The following is a 25,657-nucleotide window of genomic DNA, read 5'->3' as shown; positions in this document are numbered from 1 at the left end:
GATGGTCCTTTACGCGCTTCACATCTGCTTGCCCGCGCCCTCCACATCTGCCGCGCGGTTCTCGCGCGCATATTCGCCACTGGAGAGCTTTCGTCTCAGGATCTTGCCCACCGGCGACTTCGGTATCGCATCCACGAAGATGTATTCGCGCGGCCGTTTGAAATTGACCAGATCCGATGTGCGGCAGAACTCGTCGAGTGCCGTCGCGTCGACCGCGCATGAGCGTTTGATGAAAGCCACCACCTTCTGGCCCCAACGCTCGTCCTTTAGACCGACGACCGCCACCTCGTCCACCGCGGGATGCAGCGAGAGAATCGATTCGATATCGACGGGAGAAATGTTCTCGCCGCCGCTGATGATCATGTCGTCGACGCGACCCGTCACATAGAGATCGCCGTCCGCGTCCAGATAGCCCGTGTCGCCCGTGAAGTACCAGCCCTCCCTGATCGCCTTCGCATTTGCATCGGGACGTTTCCAGTAGCCTTCGAAGGCTTCGTCGCCCGCGAGTTCGGCGATGATCTGCCCTTCTTCACCCGTGCGCGCGAGCGCCTCCGGACTCGATGCGTCGAGATTGACGACCCGCAGGCGCGTGTTGATGCCTGCGCGTCCCGCGCTTCCCGGCTTTATCGTGGCGTCCTGATCGACGCTGAAGGTGTACACCTCGGAAGAGCCATAGTGATTCACGAACAGCTCGGGCCTGAAAGCAGCCGCGCAACGCTTGCGCAGGCCATCGTTCATGGGCGCGCCGGCAAAGCCGAGCTTCGTGATCGAGCCGATTTCCGTTCGTGCAAACTCGGGCGCCGCGAGCAGATCGTGATACAGCGTCGGAACCAGATACAGGCAGGTGATCCTGTACTTCGCGATGCAATGCAGCGCGAATGGAGCACTCCAACGGCGTACGCAGACGAAAACACCGTCGACCAAGGCCATCGCGAGCAAAGAGCGCACGCCCATCGTGTGATAAAGCGGCATCACGCCGAGCGTGCGTTCGCCGCGCCGGTAGAGGTTTTGCGCGACATGCGCGAGCGCCGCGGCGCGTTCGTGACGATGCCGGCGCGGAACACCCTTGGCCAAACCTGTCGTGCCGGACGTATAGAGCATTACGGAGTAGTCATCGGCCGATGCGGCAAGCCGCGGCGCGAGCGCGGCGGCACCCTGCTCTTGGGTCGCCATCAGTTCCTCGAAGCTGCAAGTCGCGCCTTCGACCTGATCGAGACCGATGCGCATCGTCGTCCGGGCTGCCTCGCTGGTGATGACGGCATCGGCTGAAGCAGGTTCGTAGATCACGACCGTGGCGCCCGCATCGGCGATCGTGTGGTCGAGCTCTTCCGGTTTGGCGCGCCAGTTCACAGGCACGATCACAATGCCGATGAACTGGCAGGCCCAATGCAGCGTCGCCATTTCCCAGCGGTTCTGAAGCACGACGATCAACCTGTCGCCGCGTTCGAGTCCGAGGCTCCGCAAACCCGCAGCGAAGCGGGCGATTTGCGCATGCCACTGTGAATACGTCAGTTCCACCTCGCCGTCGACGATTGCAAGTGCATTCGGATTGCGTTCGACTGCCTGCAGAAACGTTCGACCCAGATCAAGCATGGCTCACCTCCATTGTGTTTTCGTTATTGCGGCGCCGTGCGGCCACGTCGAGTACGGCCTTCACAATGGGCGTATAGCCGGTACAGCGGCAGATGTGCCCCGACAACATTTCCCGCACCTGTTCCTCGCTCGGATTCGTTACGCGTTGCAGATAATCGGCGCATGACATCAGGATGCCCGCGGTGCAGAACCCGCACTGAAGCGCGTGGTGCCGCTGGAAGGCCGCTTGCAGATCGCTCAGCGCATTGCCGTCGGACAGTCCCTCGACCGTATCGATGCGCCGCCCGTCGGCCTGCACGGCGAGCAGCAGGCAGGAACGGCATGCCACGCCGTCGACATGCACCGTGCACGCACCACATACGCCGTGCTCGCAGCCCACATGCGTTCCGGTTGCCCCCAGTTCGTGCCGGATGAAATCGGAAAGTAACTCGCGCGGTTCGCATGCACCGCTTCGCTTCACGCCGTTCAGATTCACCGTAATGCTGCACAGCGCCCCTGCCTGATGAGCGTCGTGCAGCGGATTGCCGTTCTTTGCTTGTCTCACATTGCCTCCTGTATCGCTTTCCATCCGAGATGTCGAACGAGATGCCTGCGATGACTCGCGCTCACATGCGCGTCGTCCTGGGCGCCCAGCTTCCACGCAAAATCGTTGAGTGCCGCACGCAGATCGTCACCGGTCAGCCTGGGAAGCTGTTCGACGACGGGCCGATCGGCCACGCCGCCCACGCCAATGCGAATCGAGTCGTCGGTGACGACCGCCGCGCACGCCACCAGCGCGAAGTCGCCGTGCCTCGCGGAGAACTCCGTGAACGCGAAGCGCTCGCCCGGTTTCCTGAGAGGAAAGCGCACGGCCTCGACAAGCTCGTCGGGTTCGCGGGCGGTCATCAGCATCCCCTGGAAGAACGCGTCGGCGGGAAGCCGCCGCTTCTTCTTTTGCGAGCGCAGCATCACGTCTCCGCCCAGCGTCGCGAGAACGAGCGGCAGTTCGGCGCTCGGATCCGCATGTGCGACCGACCCGCATACCGTGCCGCGGTTTCTGATCTGAAAATGCGAGATGTAGGGAAACGTGTAGCGCAAGAGCGGCACTTCCTGCTCGAGCGTCTTGCGCCACTCCACGCTGCCTTGTGTCGCTGCGGCCTTCACGACGAGATAACCGCCCTCCTTATCGACCTCCACGACATTCAGATCGGCCGTGCGCGACACGTCGACGATCCAGCGCGGCTGCGACAGCCGCATGTTCAGGACGGCCATCAACGACTGGCCGCCGGCCATGATGCGGGCATCCGCGCCGCCGTGATGCAGCGCCTCGAGCGCGTGCTGCGTGCTTTCCGCGCGTAGATAACTGAATGGCGATGGCTTCATGCCTTCCTCCGGAACCGGGCCAGCAGCTTTTGCAACCACGATCCGCCGCCATCGCCGACGGGCTTGCCCGCAGCCTGCCGGCCAAGCGATTCGAAGAGCTGATTCAGCACGACCTTGGCGGCGCCTTCCAGCATTCGGCCGCCGACGGCCGCGACCTTGCCGGAGACCTGTGCTTCGTAGTCGTACGTCAGCAACGTGCCTTTCACGGTGGGCGTGAGTTCGACGAGTCCCTCTCCCTCGGCTGTGCCGAGCGGCGAGATCCCTGCGCCCGCGAGCCGAAGCCTGCGCGGCGCTTCGATATCGGAGAGACCGATCCTGGCCTCGAACCGCGCCTTGATCATGCCGACCCCGACCGTGACATCCGCGCGATACTGATTCGCGCCGGTCGTTTCGAGCGCGTTGCAGCCCGGCACCACCCTGGCGAGCGCAGCCGGGTCCATGAGAACCGCGAAGACCGCCTCCGGCGTTGCGTCGAACTCGACCGTGCCTTGCGCCGTGAGCGCCTTGCCTGCGCCAGCCGCTTTTTTCTTCGGAGCCGCCGCGCGATACTCGGGCCGCGACGGCTCCGGATCGTCGATCCCGATGAACGCAAGCACCTTCGCTGGCGTGATAGGCAAGCGCACATCCTCGATGCCCAATGCATCAGCAACGGCATTGCCGATGCACGGCGGCGTGCTCATGTTGTTGCCCTCGCCGAGGCCTTTCGCCCCGAGCGGCGTGAATGGCGACGGCGTTTCGAGATGCAGGATCAGCGGGTCCGGAACCTCGCAGGTCGTGGGCATCAGGTAATCCGCGAGCGTGCCCGACTGGAAGCTGCCGTCCGCGCCGTACCTGAACTCTTCGAGCAGCGATGCGCCGAGCCCCTGCGCAAACGCGCCGCGAATCTGACCGTCCGCGAGCGCGGGATTCAGCAACGTGCCGGCATCGTGGGCGGTCACGTAGCGGTCGATTCGGATACGCCCTGTCATGCGGTCGATCTCCACGCCGCACATGTCGAATGCGAAGCCGTAGCAGGCCGACGTGTTGATCCGGTCGTGCTCGTCGGGCGGCTCCATGTTCGGAGGCGTCCAGAAGACGGTTTCGCGCAGGCCGGGCTCCTCCCCTTCAGGCAAAAGCGCGGGCGCCCAATGCGGTGCGTTGCTCGCCGCGCGATTGAACGGCAACGCGCTCGAATCGTCGCCCATCGGCACGATGCGGCCGCCTTCGAACGTGATGTGCTCCGGCGCGCAACCGAACTGCGTCGCGACGATGCGCGCGAGCTTGTCTCTCACGCGCATGGCCGCCAGATGAACAGTTCCCGCCACGGCCCCGGCGAAGCGGCTGGAGTAGTTCCCCGACGCCACCGACCACGCGTCCTTGTGCGTATCGAATTCGACGTTGACGACGATGTCGGCCGGGTCGAGTCCGAGCACGTCGGCCACGACCTGCGCGCACACGGTCATGTGCCCTTGACCAGCGGGCGTCGACGCCACGGTAACGACCACGCCGCCCAGCAGGTCGACGCTCACGGTCGCACTGGCGATCGCGCCGTTCTTCGGACCGGCCTTGCGCCGCGCCTCCACCGGCAGCACGGTCGAGATATAGCCCATGTTCGACACCGAAGGCTCGATGATCGCCGCGAATCCGATGCCGTAAAGTCGCCCCTCTTTGCGCGCGGCATCGCGCCGTGCGGCCAGCTCATCGAAACCGCCATCCGACAGCGCGCGTCTCAGGGCTTCCTGATAGTTGCCCGAATCGTAAAGCGCGCCCGATGGCGTGCGATACGGAAACGCGTCGGCGGGGATGAAGTTGCGCCGGTAGACCTCCACGATGTCGAGCTTCAGCTCGATCGAAATGCGCTGCACGAGTCTCTCCAGCGCGAAGTAGACCTGCGGGCCGCCGAAACCGCGCACGAGGCCGGTCGGCGTCTTGGTGGTCAGCGCTACGCGGTTACGCACGAGCAGGTTGGGAATCGCATACGCGCCCGTGAGGCAGCCGTGCATCCGATAAAAAGTCGCCGGCTCTGGCGCGCGAAGATAGCCGCCGCAGTCCTCGATCTGATCGTAGGAGAGCGCCGTGATGCGGCCATCGCGCTCGACAGCGGCCTCGAGCTTCGTCAGACGCGCGGTCGCCGACGTGGCGGCGCTCAGATGCTCGAGCCGGTCCTCGACCCACTTGACCGGCGCGCGCGCCTTGCGGGATGCAAGACACATCAGGACTACGTAGGGAAAGACGGCCTGCTTGACGCCGAAGCTGCCGCCCGAGTCGCGCGGCGCCTTGTGCCGCAATCGGTTCGCGGGCAGCTTGAGCGCTATCGCCATGACCGCGTGCAGCGAGAACGGTCCCATGAAGTTCGACGTGACCTCGTAACCTTCGTTGCCGGCCAGATGCTCCGCGACGACCACCGCGCATTCGATCGGCGTGCAGGTATTGCGCGGGTAATGTGCTTCGAGCGTCACCCGATGAGGCGCCTTCTCGAAAGCCGCTTCGGGGTCGCCGTAGAGAAAGCGCCGGTCGCTCACGACGTTCGAGCCGACCTTCGGATGCAGGACGGGCGCATCGTCGGCGATGGCTGCCTCGATCGACGTGACGGGCGGCAACGGTGAATAGTCCACCTTGATGTGCTCGAGTCCATCCTCGGCCTGTGCCCGCGATTCTGCAACGACCACGGCCACGGGTTCGCCGCTGTAACGCACACGGTCGATCGCGAGCGCCCAATGCTCCATCGGCGACTTGACACCCACGACGAAGGGCTGAGACCAGGCGCGTACATCGTCGCCGGTCAGAACGGCATGCACGCCTTGCTGCGCGAGCGCGCCCGCAACGTCGATGCTTTTGATCACGGCGTGGGGATGCGGGGATCTGAGCACGGCGGCATGCAGGGTGCCGGGCTTCACGGCGATATCGTCGCCGTAGCGGCCGCGTCCGGTGAGGATGGCTGCATCCTCGAGCCGTTCCATCGACCGACCGACATGGCGATGTGATCGCCGCCCGGCGTTCGATGGTTCGACGGTTGATGTTGGGCGAGCTTCCCTTTCGAGAAGGAGCCCGGTTCCGTGTTCGCTCACGCGTGTCTCCCGCATGGATGAATCTGTCTTCACATGGATGCTGATGCCTTGCTTGCCGTGCGCTTCGAGGCAAGTCAGCATGCTCCGTTGACTTCAATGTAAAGCCGGACATCCCGAATCGTTTTACCCGGAGATCGGGCGATTTACCCTGGAGTCTGATGCTTTCTCGATGGTCGTCTTCGGACTCGGACAGCAGCGGCGACCACGCGCATCGCGTGCATCGAATGTTGTCGCGTGAAGGGGACGTTCGGGGCGAGCGGCCGTCATCTCCGAAAGCTCGACTGCACTTTCGAGCCACGAATCGACGCCTATATCTGCACCTCACCGCGATCGTCGTAGAGTTCGACCACGCGGCGGTATTCGCTCGGCGTGATGCCGAGATGCTGTCGGAAAAACCTAGAAAAATGCGCTGGGGCTGAGAACCCGAGGTCGTATGAGATGTCGGTCAATGAAGTCTTTGCAGACGCCAGATCCCTGATCGCACTCTCCATGCGCAATACATTGAGGTACACGTTTGGCGTGACCCCGGTGCAGCGATGAAACAAGGCAAAGAAATGGGCGCGTGACAAGCCGCAGTGTTCTGCGAGCCTGTTCATATCCGGCTCGCCTCCCGTATTGTCGCGAAGCCAGGCGATCGCACGGCGAATGCGCGGATCGCTCGGGCGGCGGCTGGCGAACTCCATTTGCCGTGACAAATCGGCCCAGCTCCGGTCGGGGTCGATCACCGAGATCATCACCTCGGAGAGCAGCCCCTCCAGCCGCTCGGATGCAATGCTGTCGGACCACCACATTTCCAGCGCAAGCTCCTCCGACAGCTTGCGCGCATGCGCCGACATCCGCACACAAGCCTGCGGGAAGAATTGCGGATGACCGCTGCCGCCTAACGGATGCTGGATATCCGTGAGCCAGTCTGGTTCGATGTACATCGCCAGAATGACCGTATGCTGCTCCGAGTTCGCATTGTGCTTATAGGCGTGCGGTTCCCAGGGATTGACGAGTACTGCTGTGTCGGCCGTGAGCGGCTGCATCTCATCATGCACGGCGAAGAACGTGTCAGGCCCCGCCGCCTTGATGAGCAGATGGCATTGGTGATGTGCATGATGAACGAGGGGCGCATCCATATCCAGCAGTGCGACCCGCCCGAATCTGCCCTGATAGATTTTTATCGCGCTCGACACTCGTGCGGCCTCTCACAAAACACATCTGGCTTTGAGCCCGGTCGTCATCCTCAGGCACTACTCACTTACCCGTGAAGGTTGCCTTGCGCTTCTCATGAAACGCCTCGACGCCCTCGCGAAAGTCTTCCGAGCTGCGAAGCCGGCTGTAGCTGTGCCCTTCCAGCTCGATCGCAATCGAAAGCGGAGCGTCCTCTGTATCGTTCAGCAGCTTCTTCGCGGTGCGTTGAGCGAGCGGAGAAAACGCGATCAGTTCGCGAACGAGTGCATCGGTTGCAGCTTCGAGGTCGCTATCGGCTACGCACTCCGTCGCGATACCCCAATCGTACGCCTGCCCGCCAGGAATGCGACGCGAGCGCATGACGATATCCTTGGTCCGCCCGATGCCGACCATTTTCTGCAGACGTGCCGAGCCGCCCGAGCCGGGGATTTGCCCGAGTTTCTGTTCGGGCAGCGCGTAAAGGGTCGTCTCCGTGGCGATGCGGAAATCACAGGCAAGCGACAACTCGAAGCCGACGCCGAAGCAGTAGCCCCGATTGGCGGCAATCACGGGCTTACTGCAGCGGGCCGGCGAAGCGATGTTCCAGGCGAGCTTCGACACATGTTCCGGTGATGACTCGATGAATCCCTTGATGTCGCCGCCGCTCGAAAAATGTTCTCCTGCGGCGCGCACGACAATCACGCGCACTTTGGGATCGTCATCCAGTGCCTCGAACACCACGCGGAGTTGTTCGCGCTGCAGCATCGACACGATATTGAAGGGCGGGCGGTCAAGAATAATGTCGGCACGCGAGCCCGCCTCGTTAATTTCGACGCGAAAGCCATCAAGTTCTGCGAGCAACTTGTGCGCTTTATGGATGAGCTGATTCATGAAGGTTCCTCTTCTCCGGCTAGATTAATCAGGGTTATTACGGATCCGACACCGGTGGTTCAGATATGGCAGACACTCGCGAGGAGAGTTTTGATGATTCGAGTATCGAGTAATGCCTGTCTTCCTGCTTACCCGTGATTCTGGTCACTTACCCTGGAGTCTGATTTTACGTGTCGCGGTTGAGGGTATGCGGCGCTCGGTTAAGCTGAGCATCATGAGGCGCGGATGAAGTGAAGAACACACTCTGAATTTTAGCGACGCTGTTCAACTTTATGAATTATGCGGGCTCAGTTGTATCCGGGAACACAGCAAGTTGTGATATAGGCCAGATATTTTCAAAGGCCCATCTGAATCACGATCTCTTGAGACTATCTTGTGACCCATGGTTTCGTTTATCTCAGATTCGTGAAACACGCTTCACCTCGTATAGGTGAATTTCTGATAGATTCGCGCTCGCATCTCGATGCAGGGCTGTGATGCAGAATCAGCGCAAAGGCCACAACGACACAACCTGAATACGATGGACGACCCAGAATCGCTTTCCCTGACACTGCCCGACGACACCAAGGTCTCTGCGCTTCTCCAAGTGCCGGAGGACGCGCAAGCCTTGTATGTCTTCGCGCACGGTGCCGGCGCGGGCATGCAGCACGCCGGCATGTCGTCATTGGCCGACGCGCTTGCGGCGGCCCATGTCGCCACATTGCGCTACCAGTTTCCGTACATGGAGCGGGGCTCCAAGCGGGTGGACTCGCCGGCCGTGGCACATGTTGCCGTGCGGGCAGCCGTCGCAGAGGCCCGCCGGCGGCTGCCAGCCCTGCCGCTCTTCGCGGGCGGCAGGTCGTTCGGCGGCCGCATGACGTCCCAGGCCCAAGCCATCTCCCCGCTCGACGGCGTGCGTGGCCTCGCTTTCGTCGCGTTCCCGCTGCACCCGGCGGGCGCGCCCGGCGTGGAGCGGGCACAGCACCTGGCGGACGTCACGGTGCCGATGCTCTTCCTGCAGGGCACGCGCGACAAGCTGGCCGAGCTTCACTTGCTGAGGTCGGTCGTCGAGACGCTGGGGCCACGCGCCACGCTGCATGTGGTGGACGACGCAGATCATTCGTTCCACGTGCGCGCGTCCTCCGGCCGGACCGACGCGGAGGTCGTGCTCGAACTGGCACGGACGATGGCGGCGTGGTTCTTCGCCGAAGGAGAGTTCGTGCGCGCTACCTGAGCAAGCGCAGGAATGCTTGTAGCAGAGTCGGGACGGCGAGCCGGCGAACTCGCCGTGCTGCACTCGCCCGCTCAATCCATTCGGTATACGCAGATGGTCTGTCGCGTAGCCACGATAAGCCACGCCTGAATTAACGGTCTGGTCTCTGCAGCACACCACTCCCGCTTTCACGGAAACCCAAACGGCTATGGTCGAATCTCTGTAGAGGCCTCTAAACACAGCCATTCGCGAAGGATACGCACTGCCCCGCCCTGCTGATCGCGCTTTGAACAAAAAGCGAAGGTCGCGTCAGTCTTGATAAAACCAAGCGGTGCAATCAATCGTTCTTGCGATATCTCGCGCTCCACAAGTAATGCAGGGGCGATCGCAACGCCAAGACGCGCAGCGGCTGCTTCCAGGAGCAAAGACAAGTGATCGAAACGGCGGCCGTTCGCGAACAACGATGGGTCCAGCCTATTACTCGCCGCCCATGCTTCCCACGCGTGCGGACGCGAACTGGTATGGAGCAAAGGCTGGCCGACCAGATCGTCCGGTCCCCTAAAACTAGGGGCCCAATCCGGCGCACACACGGGACCAATTGTCTCGTCAAAGAGGCTGACGGCGTCAACATCCGCTGGCCAGCTTTCACCACTGACGACCAGGCAATCGATGATCTGCTTCTGAAGGTCCTCTAGGGTTCCGCTCGTCTGCAGGCGCACCCGCACGTTTGGATGGGCCGCCTCGAACCGCTCCAGGCGCGGAATGAGCCAGTTGGACAGGAAGCTTGCTGGCGCTCCCAGCACGATCTCGGCAATCTGCGCCTGTTCCGCAAGTTCTTCGCAACAGGTTTGCAACTGCGAAAAGATCTGATCAGCAGCCTGCTTGAGACTCTGTCCTTCAATCGTCAAACGAACGCCGCCCGCGTGGCGGACGAAGAGCGATTTGCCGAGCCATTCTTCCAGTTGCCGGACCTGGTGGCTCACGGCACTGTGAGTAACATGAAGCTCGCGCGCAGCCGCCGAGATATTCAGGTGTCGGGCAGCGGCGTCGAAGGCGCGGAGTGCATTGAGGGGTGGCAGTCGGCGCATCTGGCTAGGGTGTCAATTTAATTCACGTCATTGTGCACAAATTGGTCGCTACCGGGAAAAAGCGCCGGCCCCTACAGTAGAGGCCGTGATGGGTGAGCAACCAGGCGCGCTTTGCAACTACGTGTTCTGGACTCGTCAGCGCCCATCGATTCTCGTGGAAAAGGCCCATCTTAAATGAACGACAAAGACATTCCCCTGGCTAATCAGAAAGTAGTCTATGAGACGCTGTTGACGGCCGACAGTTACGTCGTCGCTCAGACCACCGTCAAGCCGGGCGGCGAGACACAGTGGCACCACCACACCCATGTGAGCGACCGATTTCTTGTTGTACGGGGCGTTTTGACCGTTGAGACAAGAACCGCCGAAGGGATTGTCAGTCGACAAGTACGTGACCATTACACCGTGGACCAAGGTGTCGTGCATCACGTTAAGAATGAAACGGCTGACGACGTCATTTACGTTATGGTGCAGTCGGGAGGAGCAAGCGACATCGTGCTTGCTTGAACGCGTCCGACAAAAAGCGCGGTGCAACTCGTACAAAACGAGGGCCAAAGGGCTCACGATTGAGGCCCAGCGTCAAAAACAACCGAAAGGAGCCCGACCCGCGCGATCTGCGACATCCGATCGCGGAATGCGGCAGTTGCGCGGCGTCCAAAGCTGCCGCCCACTCTCTTGACAGGTCCGTGTGGGCACAGCTTCGGCCGTTTGGTATGCGCGTTATCTGGGCTATCCCGGACTCATCGACACACCGATGAGTGCCCGCATCTCATTGCCCAAGATATCGCCCGACCAGGCGGAACGGATGACTTGCAAGCTTAGCTGATCGCCGACGCAAACAACGTGACGTCGACATTCCCGCCCGACGCTATGCAGTAAAGCTCTTGGAGCACGACGCGGGGTCGGTCGTGATCACAGGCCTTACCTAGAGCCGCGTAATTGAAAATCTGCGCGGAAAACGAAGTCACCGCTGTCTGCAGCACGCGGCGCGCTCGCTGTGACACGAGCGCGCTGCTTCATGCGCCGAATGCCTTCGTGAGCGCAGGCACGCTCAGCACCGCCGTGTAGTACCCCATGAACTGCACGCCGGTATTGAAGCCGAAGTTGCGCGACAGCAAACCGCCGAGCAAGCCCACGCTCAGAATCACGAGAAGCCCGAGCAACTGCCCTTCCCACACGCTGATGACGACGATCAGGCCGACGAACGTCGCGATGATCGCCTCGTGACTCAGCTTCCTCGCGACGAACGAAGCCGCGCGATGCGCGTAGTTCATCGACAGCGGATACGCGACGAGCGCAGCAAGCACGACCGCGAGCAAGCCGAAGCCGAGGAACTGCCATGTCGTCATCAGCGTGTGCAGATTGTTGATGTGACCCGTGGCCGTATCGACGAAAAAGCGCGGCGGTGCGTTGAAGAGCGGCGCGGCCGGTCCCGCCGCAACCGGACTCAACGGCAGCCCGAACGCGATCAGCGGAATCAGCGCTTCGGCGATGTACGTCGCTTCGGTCACGCCGTTGCGCGCGGAGATCACGGTCGTCAATCGGTGATACGCATGCTTCACGCGTGAGCCGACGAGCTCGCCGAGCACCACCGTCATCGCGACCGGGCTGAACACGAACGTCGCGCTCGACACGGCGGCGGTCGCCGCAACCCAGCCGCGTTGCTGGCCGTCGAGCACTTTCATCGGATTCGGGAAGTAGCCGCTCCAGCCCTTCACGTCCGGCGCGAGCGAGAACGTGCGCACGCGTTCGCGGCGCATGCGGGCGCGATCGGCCGGCGAGAGAATCGAAAAGAGATCCGCGATGAGCGGCCCGATCGCGATGCCGAGGAAGTAGCTCACGGAGAGCTTCACGCCATACTTGCCCGTCAGCGCCTGCAAGCCGACGATCACCAGCACGAACGGCACGATCAGAAATACCGAAGCCCATCGCCCCGACGAGAAGTACGCGATGAAGATCGATGCCGCGAGGAACACCCACGGCGCGGCCTTCGTGATGACCGGCCCGAACGGTGCGAGCAGCACGGCGAACAGCACCGCGAGCGGCACGGCGACGAAGGCCGCGACGATCGCGCCCGAGATCATCTTGCGCAACGCGATATGCGGCACGCCGAGATTGCGCAGCATCGTCGCCTGTTGCAGCAAGGGCGTCGCGAGCGTATCGCCGGGAATGCCGAGCAAGGCGGTCGGAATCGCGTGCGTCATATGCTTCGACACGGCGCCCGCCATGAAGAACGAGAACACGCCGACGGGCGGCACGCCGAGCAGCACGACGAGCAAGGTGAGCGGCGCGAGCGTCGTGGTTTCATCGGTGCCGGATACGAGGCCGATGCCCGAGAACACGATCGCGCCGATCAGCCCCATGCCGAGCGCGACGAGCAGTTGAGTGACGAACGGTTCCATCAATGTGCTCCTTCGCGCTTTTCGTACTCTGCGAACAGCTCGTACAGGCCGAGCTCCTTCATCTCCGCGACGACCGCGGGCGGCAGATCCGCGACACGCCCAAGCCCGCCCGCTTCGCTCGCTAGCTGCCTGAGCACCTCTTCGCGACCGGCCGCGCCGTGCGCTTCCTCGATCACTTCGCGCTTCGGCTTGAAGAGCTTCGCGCACACCGCACCGGCGACGAGACAGCCGCCGAGGCCGACGAGCATCGCGTAGGCACGCGCCATCGCGGCGTCGGGCACGTAAGCGGCGAGCACGCGATTAGCGATCGCAAACGCGCCGTAGCTGATCGCGATGCCGAGCACGACCGACCACGCGAGATGCCGCGTATCGACCGTATCGCCCCAGATTTCGACGAGCTGAAACTCCGCTCTGTCCGCGCTCTTCGATGACGCATGACCGCGCTCGTGCGCGGCGAGTTGCTGCTCCATGTCTCCTCCTTTGATAGAGTTTTTAGATGCACTGCTGTTCTTGCCGAAGCCGCTTTGCTTCGAGCGCACGCGCCACACGCGATGACGTATCGCGTGTCAACGCGCGCGAAATGAACGCGCCCGCTTCCGCAAGCTTCATCAGATCGATGCCTGTTTCGATCCCCATGTTCTCGCACAAGTAGACGATGTCTTCCGTCGCGACATTGCCCGTCGCGCCCGGCGAATAAGGACATCCGCCGATGCCCGACACGGAGCTGTCGAACACGGCGACGCCGCGTTGCAGCGCCGCGTGCACGTTCGCGGCGGCCATGCCCCACGTATCGTGAAAGTGACCAGCCAGCGCATCGGCGGGCATGGAGTCGATGCACGCATCGAGCATCGCCTGCGTCTTCGATGGCGTGCCCGCGCCGATGGTATCGCCGAGACTGATCTCGTAGCAGCCCATCTCGAACAGTTTCTTCGCGACACGGGCGACGGCCTGCGGCGCGATCTCGCCTTCGAACGGACAGCCGAGCACGCACGACACGTAGCCGCGTATGCGCACGTTCGCTTCGCGCGCGGCGGCGATCACGGGCTCGAAGCGCGCGATGCTCTCGTCGATCGAGCAGTTGATATTCTTCTGCGAGAACGATTCGGAGGCTGCCGCGAAGACCGCGATTTCATCGACATGCGATGCGAGCGCTGCTTCGAGGCCCTTCATGTTGGGCACGAGCGCGGCGAGCGTCGTGTTCGTTGTGCGCGCCTTGTCGCGCACGCGCTCGAGCACCTGCGCGCCATCGGCCATCTGCGGCACCCATTTCGGCGACACGAACGATGCGGCTTCGACATAGCGCACGCCCGCATCGATCAATCGCTCGATGAGTTCCGCCTTCACCTCGGCCGATACAGGCGAGGGTTCGTTCTGCAAGCCATCGCGCGGCCCGACTTCGACGATGCGCACACGCCTCGGCGTCTCATTCATCGCGCGACCCTTGCAGAAGGCTCATGCCGTAGTCGACGCTAACATTGCGCGCGGCGACCATCTTCTTCACGACCCAGTCGATATCCGCGCCGCTCGCGCCCGCGGCCAGCGCGATGTTGCGCGCGTGCAGCGCCATGTGTCCGCGCTGGATGCCTTCGGTCGACAACGCGCGCAACGCGCCCATATTCTGCGCGAGTCCGACCGCGACCGCGATCTCGCCGAGTTCCTGCGCGGACGTCACGTTCATGATCTTCAATGCGAGCCGCGCAAGCGGATGCGTCTTGGTCGCGCCGCCGACGAGGCCGACGGGCATCGGCATTTCGATGGTGCCGACGAGGTCGCCGTTGTTCGCCACTTCCCACGTCGTGAGCGAGGTGTAGCGCCCGCCGCGGCTCGCGTACGCATGCGCGCCCGCTTCGACCGCGCGCCAGTCGTTGCCGGTCGCGACGATGACGGGATCGATGCCGTTCATGATGCCCTTGTTGTGCGTCGCGGCGCGGTACGGATCGATCGCGGCGAAGAGGTACGCATCGACGACGCCCGCGATCACATCCTCGCCCGCGTATTCCTTCGTTTGCAGTGTCGCTGCGCTGTAGCGCACTTGCGCACGCGCGAGGCGCAGATCGGCGAGATTGGACAGGATGCGCAGACGCACCTTGCCGCCCGTGATTTCCTCGATGCGGCCCGCAACGGTTTCGGCCATCGTGTTGACGGTGTTCGCGCCCATCGCGTCGCGCACATCGACGATCAGATGCGCGACGACCATCGCGCCGCGCGGCGTATCCGGGAACACGTGCACTTCGATGTCGCGACATCCGCCGCCGAGTCCGATCAGCACCTTGTCGCGCGCGTTCGCCATCTCGATCAGCTCGTCGCGATGCTTGAGGATCGCGAGCCGCGCGCCGTACGGGTCCGTCACGCCGACGATCTGCACCTGGGCGCGCATGAGCGGCCCCGTGCTCGACGTGCGAAAGCCGCCCGCCTCGCGCGAGAGCTTCGCCATATACGACGCCGCCGCGACGATCGACGGCTCCTCGACCGCCATCGGCACCAGCACGTCGCGGCCGTTGATCTGGAAGTAGCCGGCGACCGCCATCGGCAGCTCGAACGTGCCGACCACGTTCTCGATCATGCCGTTCGCGGTGTCGAGCGGCAGCGCGCCGGGTTTGGCGAGGAGCGCGTGCTCGGCATCGTCGAGGCCCGCCGCCTGCGCGATGTGGGAAAGGCGCTGCGCGGGCGACATCGCGCGGAAATTCGGCAACTTCGAATCGATCATGTGTCTTCCTCTGCTGACTGGATGTGTGTTCTGGGTTTTCGCTTGCAACGCTTGCAGCCGCGCGCCGGATGGGCGAATAATAGGCTTACTGTACCCATTGGAAAGGTACAATTCCGGCAAACAGTGAGAGGGCTGTACCCAATACGGCCGGATCACTCTCAGAACAGGTCAAGACGATGCGGCACGAGAAGCCGAGCCTGTCGGCGACACTCGCGGACAATCTCGCCAAACAGATCACCGAAGGCGTCCTGCGTGCAGGCGACAAACTCCCGTCGATCAGGGAATACGCTGAGGCGAACGGTTGCGCGAAGAACACCGTCATCAGCGCGTTCGACATGCTGACGGCCAACGGCCTGATCGAGCCGCGGCGCGGCGCGGGCTTTTACGTCGCGAGCGTCGCGAAACCGCAGCAGCCGATCGAGGACGCGCCCACGCTCGATCGCGCGATGGATTCCGTCTGGCTCATGCGCGAACAATTGCAGAGCAAGCCGGACTTTCTCAATCTCGGCGAAGGCTTTCCGCCCGTTACGTGGCTCGAAGAAACCCGGCTCGATCACTTCCATCAGCGTGTGGTGCGCACCGGCGTTGCGTCGCTGTTTCGCTATGGCAGCCGCTTCGGCTATCTGCCGTTGCGCCAGCACTTGCAGCAGAAGCTTGCAGGCTATGAGATCGAAGCCGCGCCGCAACAGATTGTGCTCACGCACGGCGCGAATCAGGCGATGGACATGGTCGTGCGCTACTTCGTGCGCGCGGGCGATACCGTGCTCGTCGACGATCCCGGTTATTACGCGCTGTTCGGCAAGCTCAAGCTGTCGGGCGCGAATATCGTCGGCGTGCCGCGCGGCGTCGACGGACCCGATATCGCCGCGCTCGAAGAGCGCCTGAAGACGCATCGGCCGCGGCTCTTCTTCACGCAATCGGTCGGGCACAATCCGACCGCGACGGACATCAGCGCGGCCAAGGCGCATCGCATCTTGCAACTGGCGGAGGCGTACGATCTGATCGTCGTCGAGAACGACGCGCTCGCCGATCTCAAACCGCGCTCGGCCACGCGCATCAGCGCGCTGGATCAGTTGCGCCGCACGATTTATATCGGCAGCTTTTCGAAGTCGGTGTCGGCCGCGCTGCGCGTGGGATTTCTTGCGTGCGATGCCGATCTCGCGAGCGATCTTGCCGACGTGAAGATGCTCACGCACGTGAGCAGCAGCGAGTATTGCGAGCGCACGCTCGATGCGATCGTGAGCGACGGGCATTTTCTGCGTCACACGAATCGCTTGCAGGACCGGCTCAAGCGCGCGACCGCGACGGGCGTGGAAGCTTTGATGCGTCTGAACGCGACCATCTTCAAGGTGAGCGATCAGAGCCTTTATTTATGGGCGCGTTTGCCGGGGCGCGACGATTCGATCGCGTTTGCAAAAGAGATGCTGGACAAGCACGTCATTCTCGCGCCAGGGACGATCTTCTCCGCGCATGCGAATGGCGTGTCGCCATGGCTTCGCTTCAATGTCGCGTATCTGGGCGATCCGAGGTTCGAACGAGCGCTAGGATGATTGACTTCGCCATTGACATGACGACTCGTGGTTTCGCAAGCCTTCCAGACCTCGAACTGCACGGGCAGCATCTGATTGGGTCTCAACGCATCTGAAGTGCGAGCCTGATGATCATCAGCCACAGAACAAGGCACGACAACGCGTAGACGATGAATCTCCACATGACGATGTTGACCGTGCAATGAATCGCGCTATGAGCGATGCGCAAACCGACGTATGTCCAGGCGGCATAAAGGTAGGCCTCATCGACCCTTTGCGTAAGTATCAAGATAAGACAAAGAGCATAGAAAAGTACGGGAAGTTCGAAAAGATTTTTCAGATTGTTGGACGGGCTGTTGATATTGGCGGGAATGACTGAATTCAAAAGTTCGGGCGTGGCCACGCTCTGTGCGTCTATCTTGTTGCCGAGAATATAGACGAGGCGTCTGATGTACATGAACAGCCAAACCGTGCCGGTCAAGATAAACATGACAACGACGGGATGAAGGATTAGTTGCTGATTCATCGCCAAACCTCTTCTAATTTTTTGAAAAGTGATATAGCGCCGGTTCACGCAGCTTCCCTTGAGACAGGCAGTGCGGCAGCCGTTCAACATGATGGGACAGGCCGATGCGACAGATAAACTTAATGCATCAGCCCAGCGGAGGGATACAGCGACCAACCTGTATCAGCGCGTTGATTCAGTGTAGGCGATCAATGCGTGTTCACGCACTAGCCAGCGCGATCAGGCGCCTTCTCTTCGTCGTTGCAACAATCCGACTGCATGTCGGCATGCATGAGCGGCCTCATGTTGCGGTCCGGGAGATGACCGATGATCCTCATATCACCCTTCCTTGCGATGGTCGTTCTCTACAGCTTGGAATCGAGGAAGCCTTGCAGAGATTCTTTAATCACTTCTCCGCTGCAAACTGACCGCTCCGCCGGTCAGTCGTCATGCCCGATGCGAATCTCGCTGCGCACCGTATGAACGCCATCAAGCGAACGCACCGCGTCGTATGCGGCCTTTTTTGCGCGTGCCGACGATACTGTTCCTCGCAGCGTCACCGTGCCGTCGGCAATCAGCACTTCGATGGCGTCTGCTTCGATGTCGGCCGCCCGGCGCAAGGCCGCGTGAATATCCGTAACCGCCTGCATTTGCGTCTGCCGGTCGCTCACCCGCAACAGGTTGACTATTCCAGTGACGCCGGTCAGACGCGCGACGGCGCGCTCTGCAAGCTTTCTCTGGAAAGACCAGGGCATCTGACCGCTCAATGTGACACAGCCAAGAGCGACCTCGACATCGATGGCGTCGGCAGGAAGGCACGCCTCCCATTTCAGGGATAAGCGAACGTCCGAAGCCAGTGCGGCGTCGGTGCGCCGAGCGTCGGGCATCAGTTCCACAACCAGGCAGTCGCTTGTCGCGGCAACGCCTGGCAGGCCCCGAATGAGCTCGCATGCTGCCACCTTCTTGGCATAGCTTGCGACGCTTCCCCGCAACGTCACGCGTGCGTCGCGGACATCCACCAACACCGCTTCCGAAGCAAGGAGCGGGTCGCGCCGAAGCGCGTTGATCGCCTCGACGAACAGGGCATTGTCGGATTGCGGCGAGCCTTCAGTTGCAAGATGCCCTTTCGGGAAAATGATCGGGCCGGGTGCGGCGGCCTCCGCTGCCCGCATAGTCATCGTACTCATGTCAGTCGCCCCCGCCGCATTCGACTTTCAAGTCAACCCACGCTGAATGGTCACGGCGGTGTCCGCGTTGGCGTCCGATTCTCATTTGATTCTCCTCTTCGGTTCGCGCGCACTCGCGAACCGCGCGATGCTCGTATGGAGAATGACCATCCGCTTGGCGTCAGAACGCTGTGCGCTCCCGTCGCGCCACGGCCGCAATCCGCTCGAACAAAGCCTGAAATGCCCTTGCTCGGTCTACGCCGAGCCGCCATCGTCTATCCGCTCCGTGATAGAAGCATCCCACCGTCGTACTCTTTCCGGTTGACCCACATCAAGTGGACCGAGCCTTCGAAGGCCGGTCCCGCCACGCATGGTGAACCGGACGCAACCGCTCCTGTACCCGACTTCGCGCGCTGCGACGTGCCATCGCGCGCGCGGCGGCTGTCGGATGGTGACCGTGGACCAGCAAGCAGCCGCCACCCTTCGGCCTGATGACGCGAGGCTCGCGCCGCGCCGTGGCCGGCGTGCGTGCATCCCACAGCATGCGAAGCATCTCCGCCACGAGCGGACCGGCGAACAACCCGATCAGCCCGAATGCGGCAACACCTCCGAGGATGCTGACCAGCGCGAGGACGAACGGCATGCGGATCGCGTTGCCGATGACTACCATGCGTATAACATTATCGATCGAGCTCACTACCACTGCGCCCCATAGCAGCAGTCCGACGCCGCCCCACAGATTTCCATCCACGAGTAGAGCAACGCCAGTGGGCAGCCAGACGAACAGCGCCCCGAATGGAACGAGCGCGGCGAGCATGGTGAGCAGCGTCAGAAGGACGGGCCCGTCCGCGCCTGCCGCCCAGTAGCCTATGCCCGCCACGGCCGCCTGTCCGATCGCGGTGATGGGCACGCCGACGAGCACCGCGCGCGTGACACGTCGAAGCGATGCGACATACAGCTGGAGCCTCGGACCGATGAGCGGCTCCAGCAACCGATGCGCCTTCACGATCAGCGATTCACCGTGCCGATAGGTGAAGTAGAGCGCAATGAACGTAAAGCCGAATTGGAGCGCGTTTTGACCCGCCAGACGCCCCGCCTTCGGAAGAGCGCTCAGCCATCCGTTGCGCAGGGCTTCGACTTCTGCGCTCCATGCAGGCATCTCGCGTGTCAACTCGGACAGCTTCGGGCCGACGACAGGAATATCCGCGACGATCGCCACGAGCCGCTTCGGCTCGCCGCCGCTCCACGCGACGAGCCGGCGAACGACGTCGACGACTTCACGCGTCAGTGGCACCGTAATGGCAATCATCGCCCCGATGATGACAAGCGCGACTGCCACGGTCGTCGCAAGCGCGCTCAGCGAGGCCCGTCCACCCAGCCCCTGACGCACGATGACGAACAACGGCCAGGTCGCATAGGCAAGAATGAACGACCACAATACGGGGCCGATGAACGGGCGGAACACCACGATGCCCAACGCGAGGATCAGGATGACGGGGAGCCACGATGCGTCGAAAACAGGCGGTTGCTTTTGCATCTCGATGTCATCGCCTTCGCTCACGCACCTTCGTCGAGCGTATGAAAAAGCTCGTCTTCCTGCGCGCAGTGCATTCGAACGACGGCATCGAGGACGTAAAGAAGCCGTTGCAACTCTCGCATGCCCTCTTCGTCCGGTCCTTCAGCCGGAAGGTCCGCCGCTATGCGCTGCAACACGTGAATGGTGCGAAAGATCTCCGCGTGGGTGCCGCTCATCGCGGCCAAGGGATCTTCACCGGCGAGTCTGCTGGCGAGGTCTGGGTACAGATGGACATCGTCCTCCTTTTCGTGCGGAAGCAGAACGCGCAGCAGAAGCTCGTTGATTCGGGCAAGCTCGGCCGGGACCGATTGCCTCGGAAGCTCCGGCAGCGCTTCGGCGAGACGCCTCAGCTCGCCCAATACCGGCTCCAGATTCATGTGGGCGGCCTGCAAGCGACTTGCATCGCCTCGCGGCAGCACCTGGTGATGCGATCCGGGTCTCATGCGCAGGACGCGAAGTGCGTTCCCGATCACCGCAATGTCTATGACCTCTTGCAATACCGCGCCGTAGGGCGGACTCAGATAGCCGAGCGCGGCCACGATCATCGCCGCGATCGATAGCCCCATCCCTGCCGTGGCGCTTTGTATCGCGATGCGCCGGCATCGTCGGGCAATTTCAAGGCCGTCCACGAGGCGGTCGAGCCGATCGGTCAGAAGCACGATATCGGCAGCCTGCGCGGATGCCGCCGCACCCCGGGCGCCCATTGCCACGCCGATGTCGGCGGCGGCGAGCGCGGGCGCATCGTTGATGCCGTCCCCGACCATGACGACCACGCCGTGCTCGCGCGCCGACCGGATCAACGCGAGTTTGCCGCCCGGCGTCTGTTCCGAATGAATCTCACTGACTCCGAGACTCGCGCCGATGCTTTCCGCGACGTCCCTTCGGTCTCCCGTCAGCAGGGCGATTCGCGAGACCCCTGCGCGTCTGAGCAGGCGTAATGCGCGGGGCGTGTCGAGCCGGATGGGGTCCGCGAGCCTGAATGCGCCGACCATCACGCCATCGACGTCGACGAAGACCGCCGAACCGTCTTCATGGCCGAGACGACGCAAGAACGCGGCGCTCCACGTCGCAGCTTGCGCCTGGGCCGCTGCATGCGTGAACGAGCCGATCGCCACGACGGACCCGTCGACGGTGCCGATGAGTCCCGCTCCCGGGCACTCGGTGACCTGCGATGGCGCACTGAGCGCGAGACCGCGCTCGCGCGCCGCCAGCGTAAGCGCGTGCGCCACGACATGGCACGACGCCTGCGCCAGGGAAGCGGCCAGTTGCAACGCACGTTCAGGCTGGATGCCGGGACTGCTCTCGATTGCGACCAGCCGCGCTCGACCACTCGTCAACGTACCGGTCTTGTCGAAGAAGAGGATTTGCGCTTGCGCCAGACGCTCGATTGCGTCGCCGCTCTTGACCAGCACGCCATGTTTTGCGCAAGCGGACATGCCCGAAACGATCGCGACCGGCACCGCGAGTAACAACGGGCATGGCGTGGCGACAACGAGGATCGCCAGTGCGCGGATTACATCGCCTGTCGCGATCCAGCACGCGCCCGCGATCAGGAGGGTCACGGGCACGAAGAAGATCGCGTAGCGGTCTGCCAGACGCGCGGTCGGACTGCGTGTCTTCTGCGCCGCTTCGACCATACGGACGATCCCGGCGAACGTGCTGTCGCGCACGGTCGCCGCCGCGATCATCTCGAAAGGGGCGCCGGCATTCAACACGCCGCTCTGCACGCCCTCGCCGGCGCTTCGCGACCTGATGGCCGCCTCGCCGGTGAGCGCTGACTCGTCGAGTTCTGCGTGATGCACCAGCGCTCCGTCGGCGGGCACTCTTTCGCCCGCCCGCACGAGCAGGCGATCTCCTGCGCAAATCGCTTCCGGGTTCACCTGACGCCATTCCCCCGCTTCGTACCGGTTGGCGAAGTTCGGAGCGAGCTTGAGCAACGCCGTCATCTCGGCGCCCGCGCGGGCCTGCGCGAAGGCTTCGAGCGCGCGCCCGCCTGCCACCATCATTGACACCACTGCTGCGGTAAAGAATTCGCCGGTGGCCGCGGCGACAATCATCGAGAAGAGCGCCAGCACGTCGATGCCGACCTCCCGTCTACGAAACGCATTGACCGCCGAGATGCACAAGACCACGCATGAAGGCACGACACAGGCAAGCCAGATTGCATGTGCCATGCCCACCTTGCGAGTCATGAAGAGGACTCCGCCAGCTGCAAGGCCGAGCGCTGTAATGCCAAAGATGCAAGCGTCGAACGAGGGGTATTTTTTCAACATGACATTCGACGCCATACCTCGCCCACAAGCGGACTCAGGCGCGACGCTTCTCTTCGAGTATCGTTTGGCGCGTGCTGACGTGGGACAGCTCCACGAGATAATCGCCGATGAATTGCAACAGGTCGTCCTCCGTGACCACGCCGACAAGACTGCCCGCGTCGTCGATCACGGCAATGCGTCGAACGCCGAGGCGCCGCATGCGCCGTGGCAGGCAAAAGCCGTCTTCCCATTCGAAGGCTGTCACGACGGGCGAGCTCATGATGTCCGCGACGAGAACCGATCCCGGCTCGATTTCTTCGGCCACTACGGAGATGGCGATGTCGCGGTCAGTGACAATGCCGAGGGGCGCGATGCGATCATGCTTGTTCTCGACAACCACGACGTCCCCGACATGGCTTGCTCGCATGAGCTTCGAAGCCTCCAGGACCGTTGTGTTGCGATCGCATGTCACCACGTTGAGCGTGCAGATTTGGCCGGCGCGCATGGTCACCTCGAGTTGGGCGTAAGGACTGGGTTCGTCATTCAAGGGTCACGTGATCGAGTCGATCGGCGGGTAGCCGGAGCGTGCATCTCTTTCCGCTAAGCGGCTGGCATCACCACGGGAAACTCGAGGTGCGAGACAACCTTTTTCACGCCCTCCACGTTCTCCGCCGCGATGCGAGCGGCCTGGCGTTCCTCCTCGCTCATCACGACACCCCAGAGATGGACGACGCCTTCCTTCACGATGACGTTCTCCGGTGCGACCGCCCAGCGCTGCCCCTTCATGGCAAGCACAATGGCGTTGCGTATCCAGGCATCGTTGTGATCAGCCGGCGCGGGAGGCTCGGGGGCCAGGGTGACGATCGCGCGCAACAGGTTGGCGCGGCTGATCAGGCCAACGACCTCTCCGTCGCGCATGACAGGCACCCGCTTGATGCGCCGCCGCTCGAGCAGCTCGGCGAGTTCCGCAACGGTGCAGTTCTCGTTGACGGTCACGACCTCCGTCGACATGACGTCCTTGACCTTGCCTGCGTGTTCCTTGACGTACTGGCTTGCAAGTTCCCGCGTCGAAGAAAGAAGCTCGAGCCACCACGCGCGATGTTTGAAGCCGGTGCCGATCTCCTGCCGATGCAGCAAATCGCCTTCGGTCACCATGCCGACGAGCCTGCCAGTCTCGTTGATCACCGGCATTCCGCTGATGTGCCCGAGCACCATCGTTTTTGCAGCGTCGCGCACGGTCATTTCCGGGTCGGCTGTGATGACGGACGTCGTCATGATGTCGGCTGCTCGCATGCTCATCCCCTTCGAGAAAGTTGGCACCGTCGCCACGACGGCATCGGGCCGCGGAATGCCGCACGGCTTTGCGCCATTGTTCGCCTTGCCGCATCTCACGCGCTTGACTGAGATCAATTCGATCGCACACTCGGTGAGACGAGCTAGCCATGCGCACCATCAACGCCGGTTTGACCTGGGTCAGCCAACATCGCCTTTATCTACGGTTTGATATCGGGGTGAGCTTTCGCTTTCCACAGGAGGCCGCAAATGCTGATCATTGCCGCGTTTATCTCGACGGTCTTTCTGTATAGCCTCATGTCCCGGGTACTCGAGCGAACGGTCCTCACTGCACCCATGCTGTTCACGGCGCTCGGCGCGCTCATGTCTCTTTCGCATGAAGCACTGAACGAGCTCGCGCTCGACCGCAAGGATCTGCTCCTGGTTGCCGAACTGGGACTCGTGATGACACTCTTCGCCGACGCTTCGCGAGTCAGTCCCGGCATGCTGAAGGGTGAGACCAATTTGCCCGCGCGCCTGCTGAGCACCGGCATGTTGCTCACCATCGCGCTCGGCGTGCTGTGCGCGATGGTCGTTCCCGGGACGCTGAGCTGGTGGGAGGCAGGGATCCTGGCTGCCATTCTTGCTCCAACCGATGCAGGGCTCGGGCAGGTCATCGTCAATAGCCCGCGCGTGCCACCACGCATCCGCCAGGCATTGAATGTCGAGGCGGGTCTCAACGATGGCCTTTCGGTGCCATTCCTGATGTTCTTCATCGCATTGGCGGAAGCCCACGAGACAAGCCGCGGTGGCGCGCTCCTCACGCGTTTCCTGATCGAGCAGCTCGGCTATGGCGCGCTGATAGGACTCGGGATCGGCCTGCTCGGCGGCTGGTTGCTGGGTCTCACTCAGCGAAAGCAATGGATGGCGGAAGCGGCCGCGCAACTTGGCGTGGTCGCGTTGCCGCTTGGCTGTGTGGTGGCGTCCGAAGCGACGCACGCCAGCATGTTCATCGCCGCATTCGTCGCCGGCTTCGCAACCCAGGCCGGCTTCGGCCAGGTCGGCAAGCATAGTCTGGGGTTCGCCGAGGATTGGGGGCAGTTCTTCAACTATTTCGTCTTCTTCATATTCGGCTTGCTCGTCACGCAGGTATGGACGCAGTTCAGTCTTGCCATCGTCGCTTATGGCGTACTGAGCCTCACCCTGATTCGCGTCATACCGGTCGCAATCGCGTTATGGGGCACCGGGCTTAGCCGGCCGTCCGTCCTGTTCATGGGATGGTTCGGCCCGCGCGGATTGGCGTCGATCGTGCTCGGTCTCGTCTATCTCGACGGGGGAACCGCCCTGCCCGGCGAGCCGACCATCAAACTGGTCGTCATGGCGACTATCCTGCTCAGCATTTTCGCTCACGGTGTCACGGCGCTTCCCGCGATCGGCAAGTACGTAGACGCTATCGGCCCGCTTGGCGATGATGCCCCCGAGCACCGACATGACGTACTCGGCGGCGCGGCGGACACATCGGCGGAGCGAGCGTGATCCACGCTGCTCGTGCAGACGAGCGGTATCGGCCGGAACAAGACCGAAACCGGCCGCCGGGTTGTGTGCAAGAGCGGATGACTGGGCCGGCGTCGTCCGCTAGCGCGGGATCGACCAGGCAGCGCTACGAGGTCAATGCGCCGGCCGCAGGTGTCAGTGGAGCGGCATCGCAGACGCGCCGATACATCGCCGCCACGGCCGACGCTTCGCATAGCCCGGTGCCTTCGCTCAACAATGCCGCCGAAGCGGCCGCGAGGCCATACCCGCCGGGCCGGCGCGCAGCGCAGCTTCTGCGTGTCGAGGACCACGTCGACCGACGTCGCCACATCCACGGCGGGATTGAGCGTCACCGTCACGATGTCTGTCATCTCGATTCCCCCTGCCGCC

22 protein-coding genes and 1 pseudogene are annotated in these 25,657 nt (G+C 62.7%); 5 read left to right on the top strand and 18 right to left on the bottom strand.

The genetic code is table 11. From position 1 onward, the window contains the following. Positions 1-18: 18 nt before the first annotated feature. The 6 genes from AWB70_RS25670 to AWB70_RS25645 all read right to left on the bottom strand — a co-directional run bounded on the left by AWB70_RS25670 (position 19) and on the right by AWB70_RS25645 (position 8,048). A complete protein-coding gene (locus AWB70_RS25670) occupies positions 19-1,593 on the bottom strand; it encodes an AMP-binding protein (protein ID WP_053568157.1) in 1,575 nt (524 codons plus the stop codon). Further along, positions 1,586-2,161 carry a (2Fe-2S)-binding protein gene (locus tag AWB70_RS25665; RefSeq protein ID WP_374730259.1) on the bottom strand — a complete coding sequence of 192 codons (576 nt, stop codon included), beginning with the start codon at positions 2,159-2,161 and terminating at the stop codon, positions 1,586-1,588. The genes AWB70_RS25670 and AWB70_RS25665 overlap by 8 nt, the downstream gene beginning before the upstream one ends. Next, the gene (locus AWB70_RS25660; protein WP_053568158.1) at positions 2,134-2,955 is read right to left on the bottom strand and encodes an FAD binding domain-containing protein; all 822 of its coding nucleotides are present in this window, start codon (positions 2,953-2,955) and stop codon (positions 2,134-2,136) included. The genes AWB70_RS25665 and AWB70_RS25660 overlap by 28 nt, the downstream gene beginning before the upstream one ends. Further along, positions 2,952-5,894 carry a xanthine dehydrogenase family protein molybdopterin-binding subunit gene (locus AWB70_RS25655; protein ID WP_235024348.1) on the bottom strand — a complete coding sequence of 981 codons (2,943 nt, stop codon included), beginning with the start codon at positions 5,892-5,894 and terminating at the stop codon, positions 2,952-2,954. The genes AWB70_RS25660 and AWB70_RS25655 overlap by 4 nt, the downstream gene beginning before the upstream one ends. 416 nt (positions 5,895-6,310) lie before the next feature. Beyond that, positions 6,311-7,180: a helix-turn-helix transcriptional regulator gene (locus AWB70_RS25650; protein WP_053568159.1), complete on the bottom strand. Its 870-nt coding sequence runs from the start codon at positions 7,178-7,180 to the stop codon at positions 6,311-6,313. A 61-nt stretch (positions 7,181-7,241) separates the two neighbouring features. Further along, positions 7,242-8,048, bottom strand: a complete 807-nt coding sequence (locus AWB70_RS25645; protein WP_053568160.1) for an enoyl-CoA hydratase/isomerase family protein — start codon at positions 8,046-8,048, stop codon at positions 7,242-7,244. A 520-nt stretch (positions 8,049-8,568) separates the two neighbouring features. Here AWB70_RS25645 and AWB70_RS25640 point away from each other — a divergent pair. Next, positions 8,569-9,261, top strand: coding sequence for an alpha/beta hydrolase family protein (locus AWB70_RS25640; protein ID WP_041730373.1), 693 nt, complete (start codon positions 8,569-8,571; stop codon positions 9,259-9,261). A gap of 185 nt (positions 9,262-9,446) precedes the next feature. Here AWB70_RS25640 and AWB70_RS25635 read toward each other — a convergent pair whose 3' ends face one another. After that, a complete protein-coding gene (locus tag AWB70_RS25635; RefSeq protein ID WP_053568161.1) occupies positions 9,447-10,328 on the bottom strand; it encodes a LysR substrate-binding domain-containing protein in 882 nt (293 codons plus the stop codon). 174 nt (positions 10,329-10,502) lie between these two features. On the opposite strand from AWB70_RS25635, the gene AWB70_RS25630 reads away from it, so the two are divergent. Further along, the gene (locus tag AWB70_RS25630) at positions 10,503-10,832 is read left to right on the top strand and encodes a cupin domain-containing protein (protein ID WP_053568162.1); all 330 of its coding nucleotides are present in this window, start codon (positions 10,503-10,505) and stop codon (positions 10,830-10,832) included. Between the two features lie 509 nt (positions 10,833-11,341). Here AWB70_RS25630 and AWB70_RS25620 read toward each other — a convergent pair. From AWB70_RS25620 to AWB70_RS25605, 4 genes are read right to left on the bottom strand one after another with little or no spacing between them, the layout of a single operon-like run. Beyond that, positions 11,342-12,727 (bottom strand): tripartite tricarboxylate transporter permease, encoded by a 1,386-nt coding sequence (locus tag AWB70_RS25620; protein WP_053568163.1) that lies wholly within the window; start codon positions 12,725-12,727, stop codon positions 11,342-11,344. Beyond that, entirely contained in the window at positions 12,727-13,197 is a 471-nt protein-coding gene (locus tag AWB70_RS25615; protein WP_014191374.1) for a hypothetical protein, read from the bottom strand. Before AWB70_RS25615 ends, AWB70_RS25620 begins: the two co-directional genes overlap by 1 nt. A gap of 22 nt (positions 13,198-13,219) precedes the next feature. After that, on the bottom strand, positions 13,220-14,158 hold the full coding sequence (locus tag AWB70_RS25610) for a hydroxymethylglutaryl-CoA lyase (RefSeq protein ID WP_053568164.1): 939 nt from the start codon (positions 14,156-14,158) through the stop codon (positions 13,220-13,222). Beyond that, positions 14,151-15,482 carry a hydroxymethylglutaryl-CoA reductase, degradative gene (locus AWB70_RS25605; protein ID WP_268760518.1) on the bottom strand — a complete coding sequence of 444 codons (1,332 nt, stop codon included), beginning with the start codon at positions 15,480-15,482 and terminating at the stop codon, positions 14,151-14,153. The genes AWB70_RS25610 and AWB70_RS25605 overlap by 8 nt, the downstream gene beginning before the upstream one ends. Positions 15,483-15,610: 128 nt before the next feature. On the opposite strand from AWB70_RS25605, the gene AWB70_RS25600 reads away from it, so the two are divergent. After that, positions 15,611-16,984, top strand: a complete 1,374-nt coding sequence (locus tag AWB70_RS25600; protein WP_053568166.1) for an aminotransferase-like domain-containing protein — start codon at positions 15,611-15,613, stop codon at positions 16,982-16,984. Positions 16,985-17,066: 82 nt separating this feature from the next. Here the strand turns inward: AWB70_RS25600 and AWB70_RS25595 are convergent, their stop codons facing one another. From AWB70_RS25595 to AWB70_RS25570, 6 genes are all read right to left on the bottom strand, one after another. Beyond that, the gene (locus AWB70_RS25595; protein ID WP_053568167.1) at positions 17,067-17,489 is read right to left on the bottom strand and encodes an MAPEG family protein; all 423 of its coding nucleotides are present in this window, start codon (positions 17,487-17,489) and stop codon (positions 17,067-17,069) included. 419 nt (positions 17,490-17,908) lie between these two features. Beyond that, complete coding sequence (locus AWB70_RS25590) at positions 17,909-18,655, bottom strand: BON domain-containing protein (RefSeq protein ID WP_053568168.1); 747 nt, start codon at positions 18,653-18,655, stop codon at positions 17,909-17,911. A 310-nt stretch (positions 18,656-18,965) separates the two neighbouring features. Further along, positions 18,966-20,195, bottom strand: a complete 1,230-nt coding sequence (locus AWB70_RS25585) for an AI-2E family transporter (protein ID WP_053568169.1) — start codon at positions 20,193-20,195, stop codon at positions 18,966-18,968. Further along, positions 20,192-22,483, bottom strand: coding sequence for a heavy metal translocating P-type ATPase (locus AWB70_RS25580; protein WP_053568267.1), 2,292 nt, complete (start codon positions 22,481-22,483; stop codon positions 20,192-20,194). The genes AWB70_RS25585 and AWB70_RS25580 overlap by 4 nt, the downstream gene beginning before the upstream one ends. A gap of 34 nt (positions 22,484-22,517) precedes the next feature. After that, the gene (locus AWB70_RS25575; RefSeq protein ID WP_235024347.1) at positions 22,518-23,009 is read right to left on the bottom strand and encodes a CBS domain-containing protein; all 492 of its coding nucleotides are present in this window, start codon (positions 23,007-23,009) and stop codon (positions 22,518-22,520) included. Between the two features lie 53 nt (positions 23,010-23,062). Then, positions 23,063-23,755, bottom strand: coding sequence for a CBS domain-containing protein (locus tag AWB70_RS25570; protein WP_053568268.1), 693 nt, complete (start codon positions 23,753-23,755; stop codon positions 23,063-23,065). Positions 23,756-23,904: 149 nt separating this feature from the next. Between AWB70_RS25570 and AWB70_RS38875 the strand changes: the two genes are divergently transcribed. Together AWB70_RS38875 and AWB70_RS25565 are read left to right on the top strand one after the other, a co-directional pair. Continuing rightward, positions 23,905-24,048 (top strand): hypothetical protein, encoded by a 144-nt coding sequence (locus AWB70_RS38875; RefSeq protein WP_159680315.1) that lies wholly within the window; start codon positions 23,905-23,907, stop codon positions 24,046-24,048. Beyond that, the gene (locus AWB70_RS25565; protein ID WP_053568170.1) at positions 24,005-25,270 is read left to right on the top strand and encodes a cation:proton antiporter domain-containing protein; all 1,266 of its coding nucleotides are present in this window, start codon (positions 24,005-24,007) and stop codon (positions 25,268-25,270) included. Before AWB70_RS38875 ends, AWB70_RS25565 begins: the two co-directional genes overlap by 44 nt. A 176-nt stretch (positions 25,271-25,446) precedes the next feature. Here the strand turns inward: AWB70_RS25565 and AWB70_RS39785 are convergent. Next, positions 25,447-25,638, bottom strand: a pseudogene (locus AWB70_RS39785) (hypothetical protein); the annotation flags it as partial. Positions 25,639-25,657: the final 19 nt, after the last annotated feature.

This window comes from Caballeronia cordobensis (assembly GCF_001544575.2).
Lineage (GTDB): Bacteria > Pseudomonadota > Gammaproteobacteria > Burkholderiales > Burkholderiaceae > Caballeronia > Caballeronia cordobensis.
This window is presented reverse-complemented; position numbering and strand designations above follow the sequence as displayed.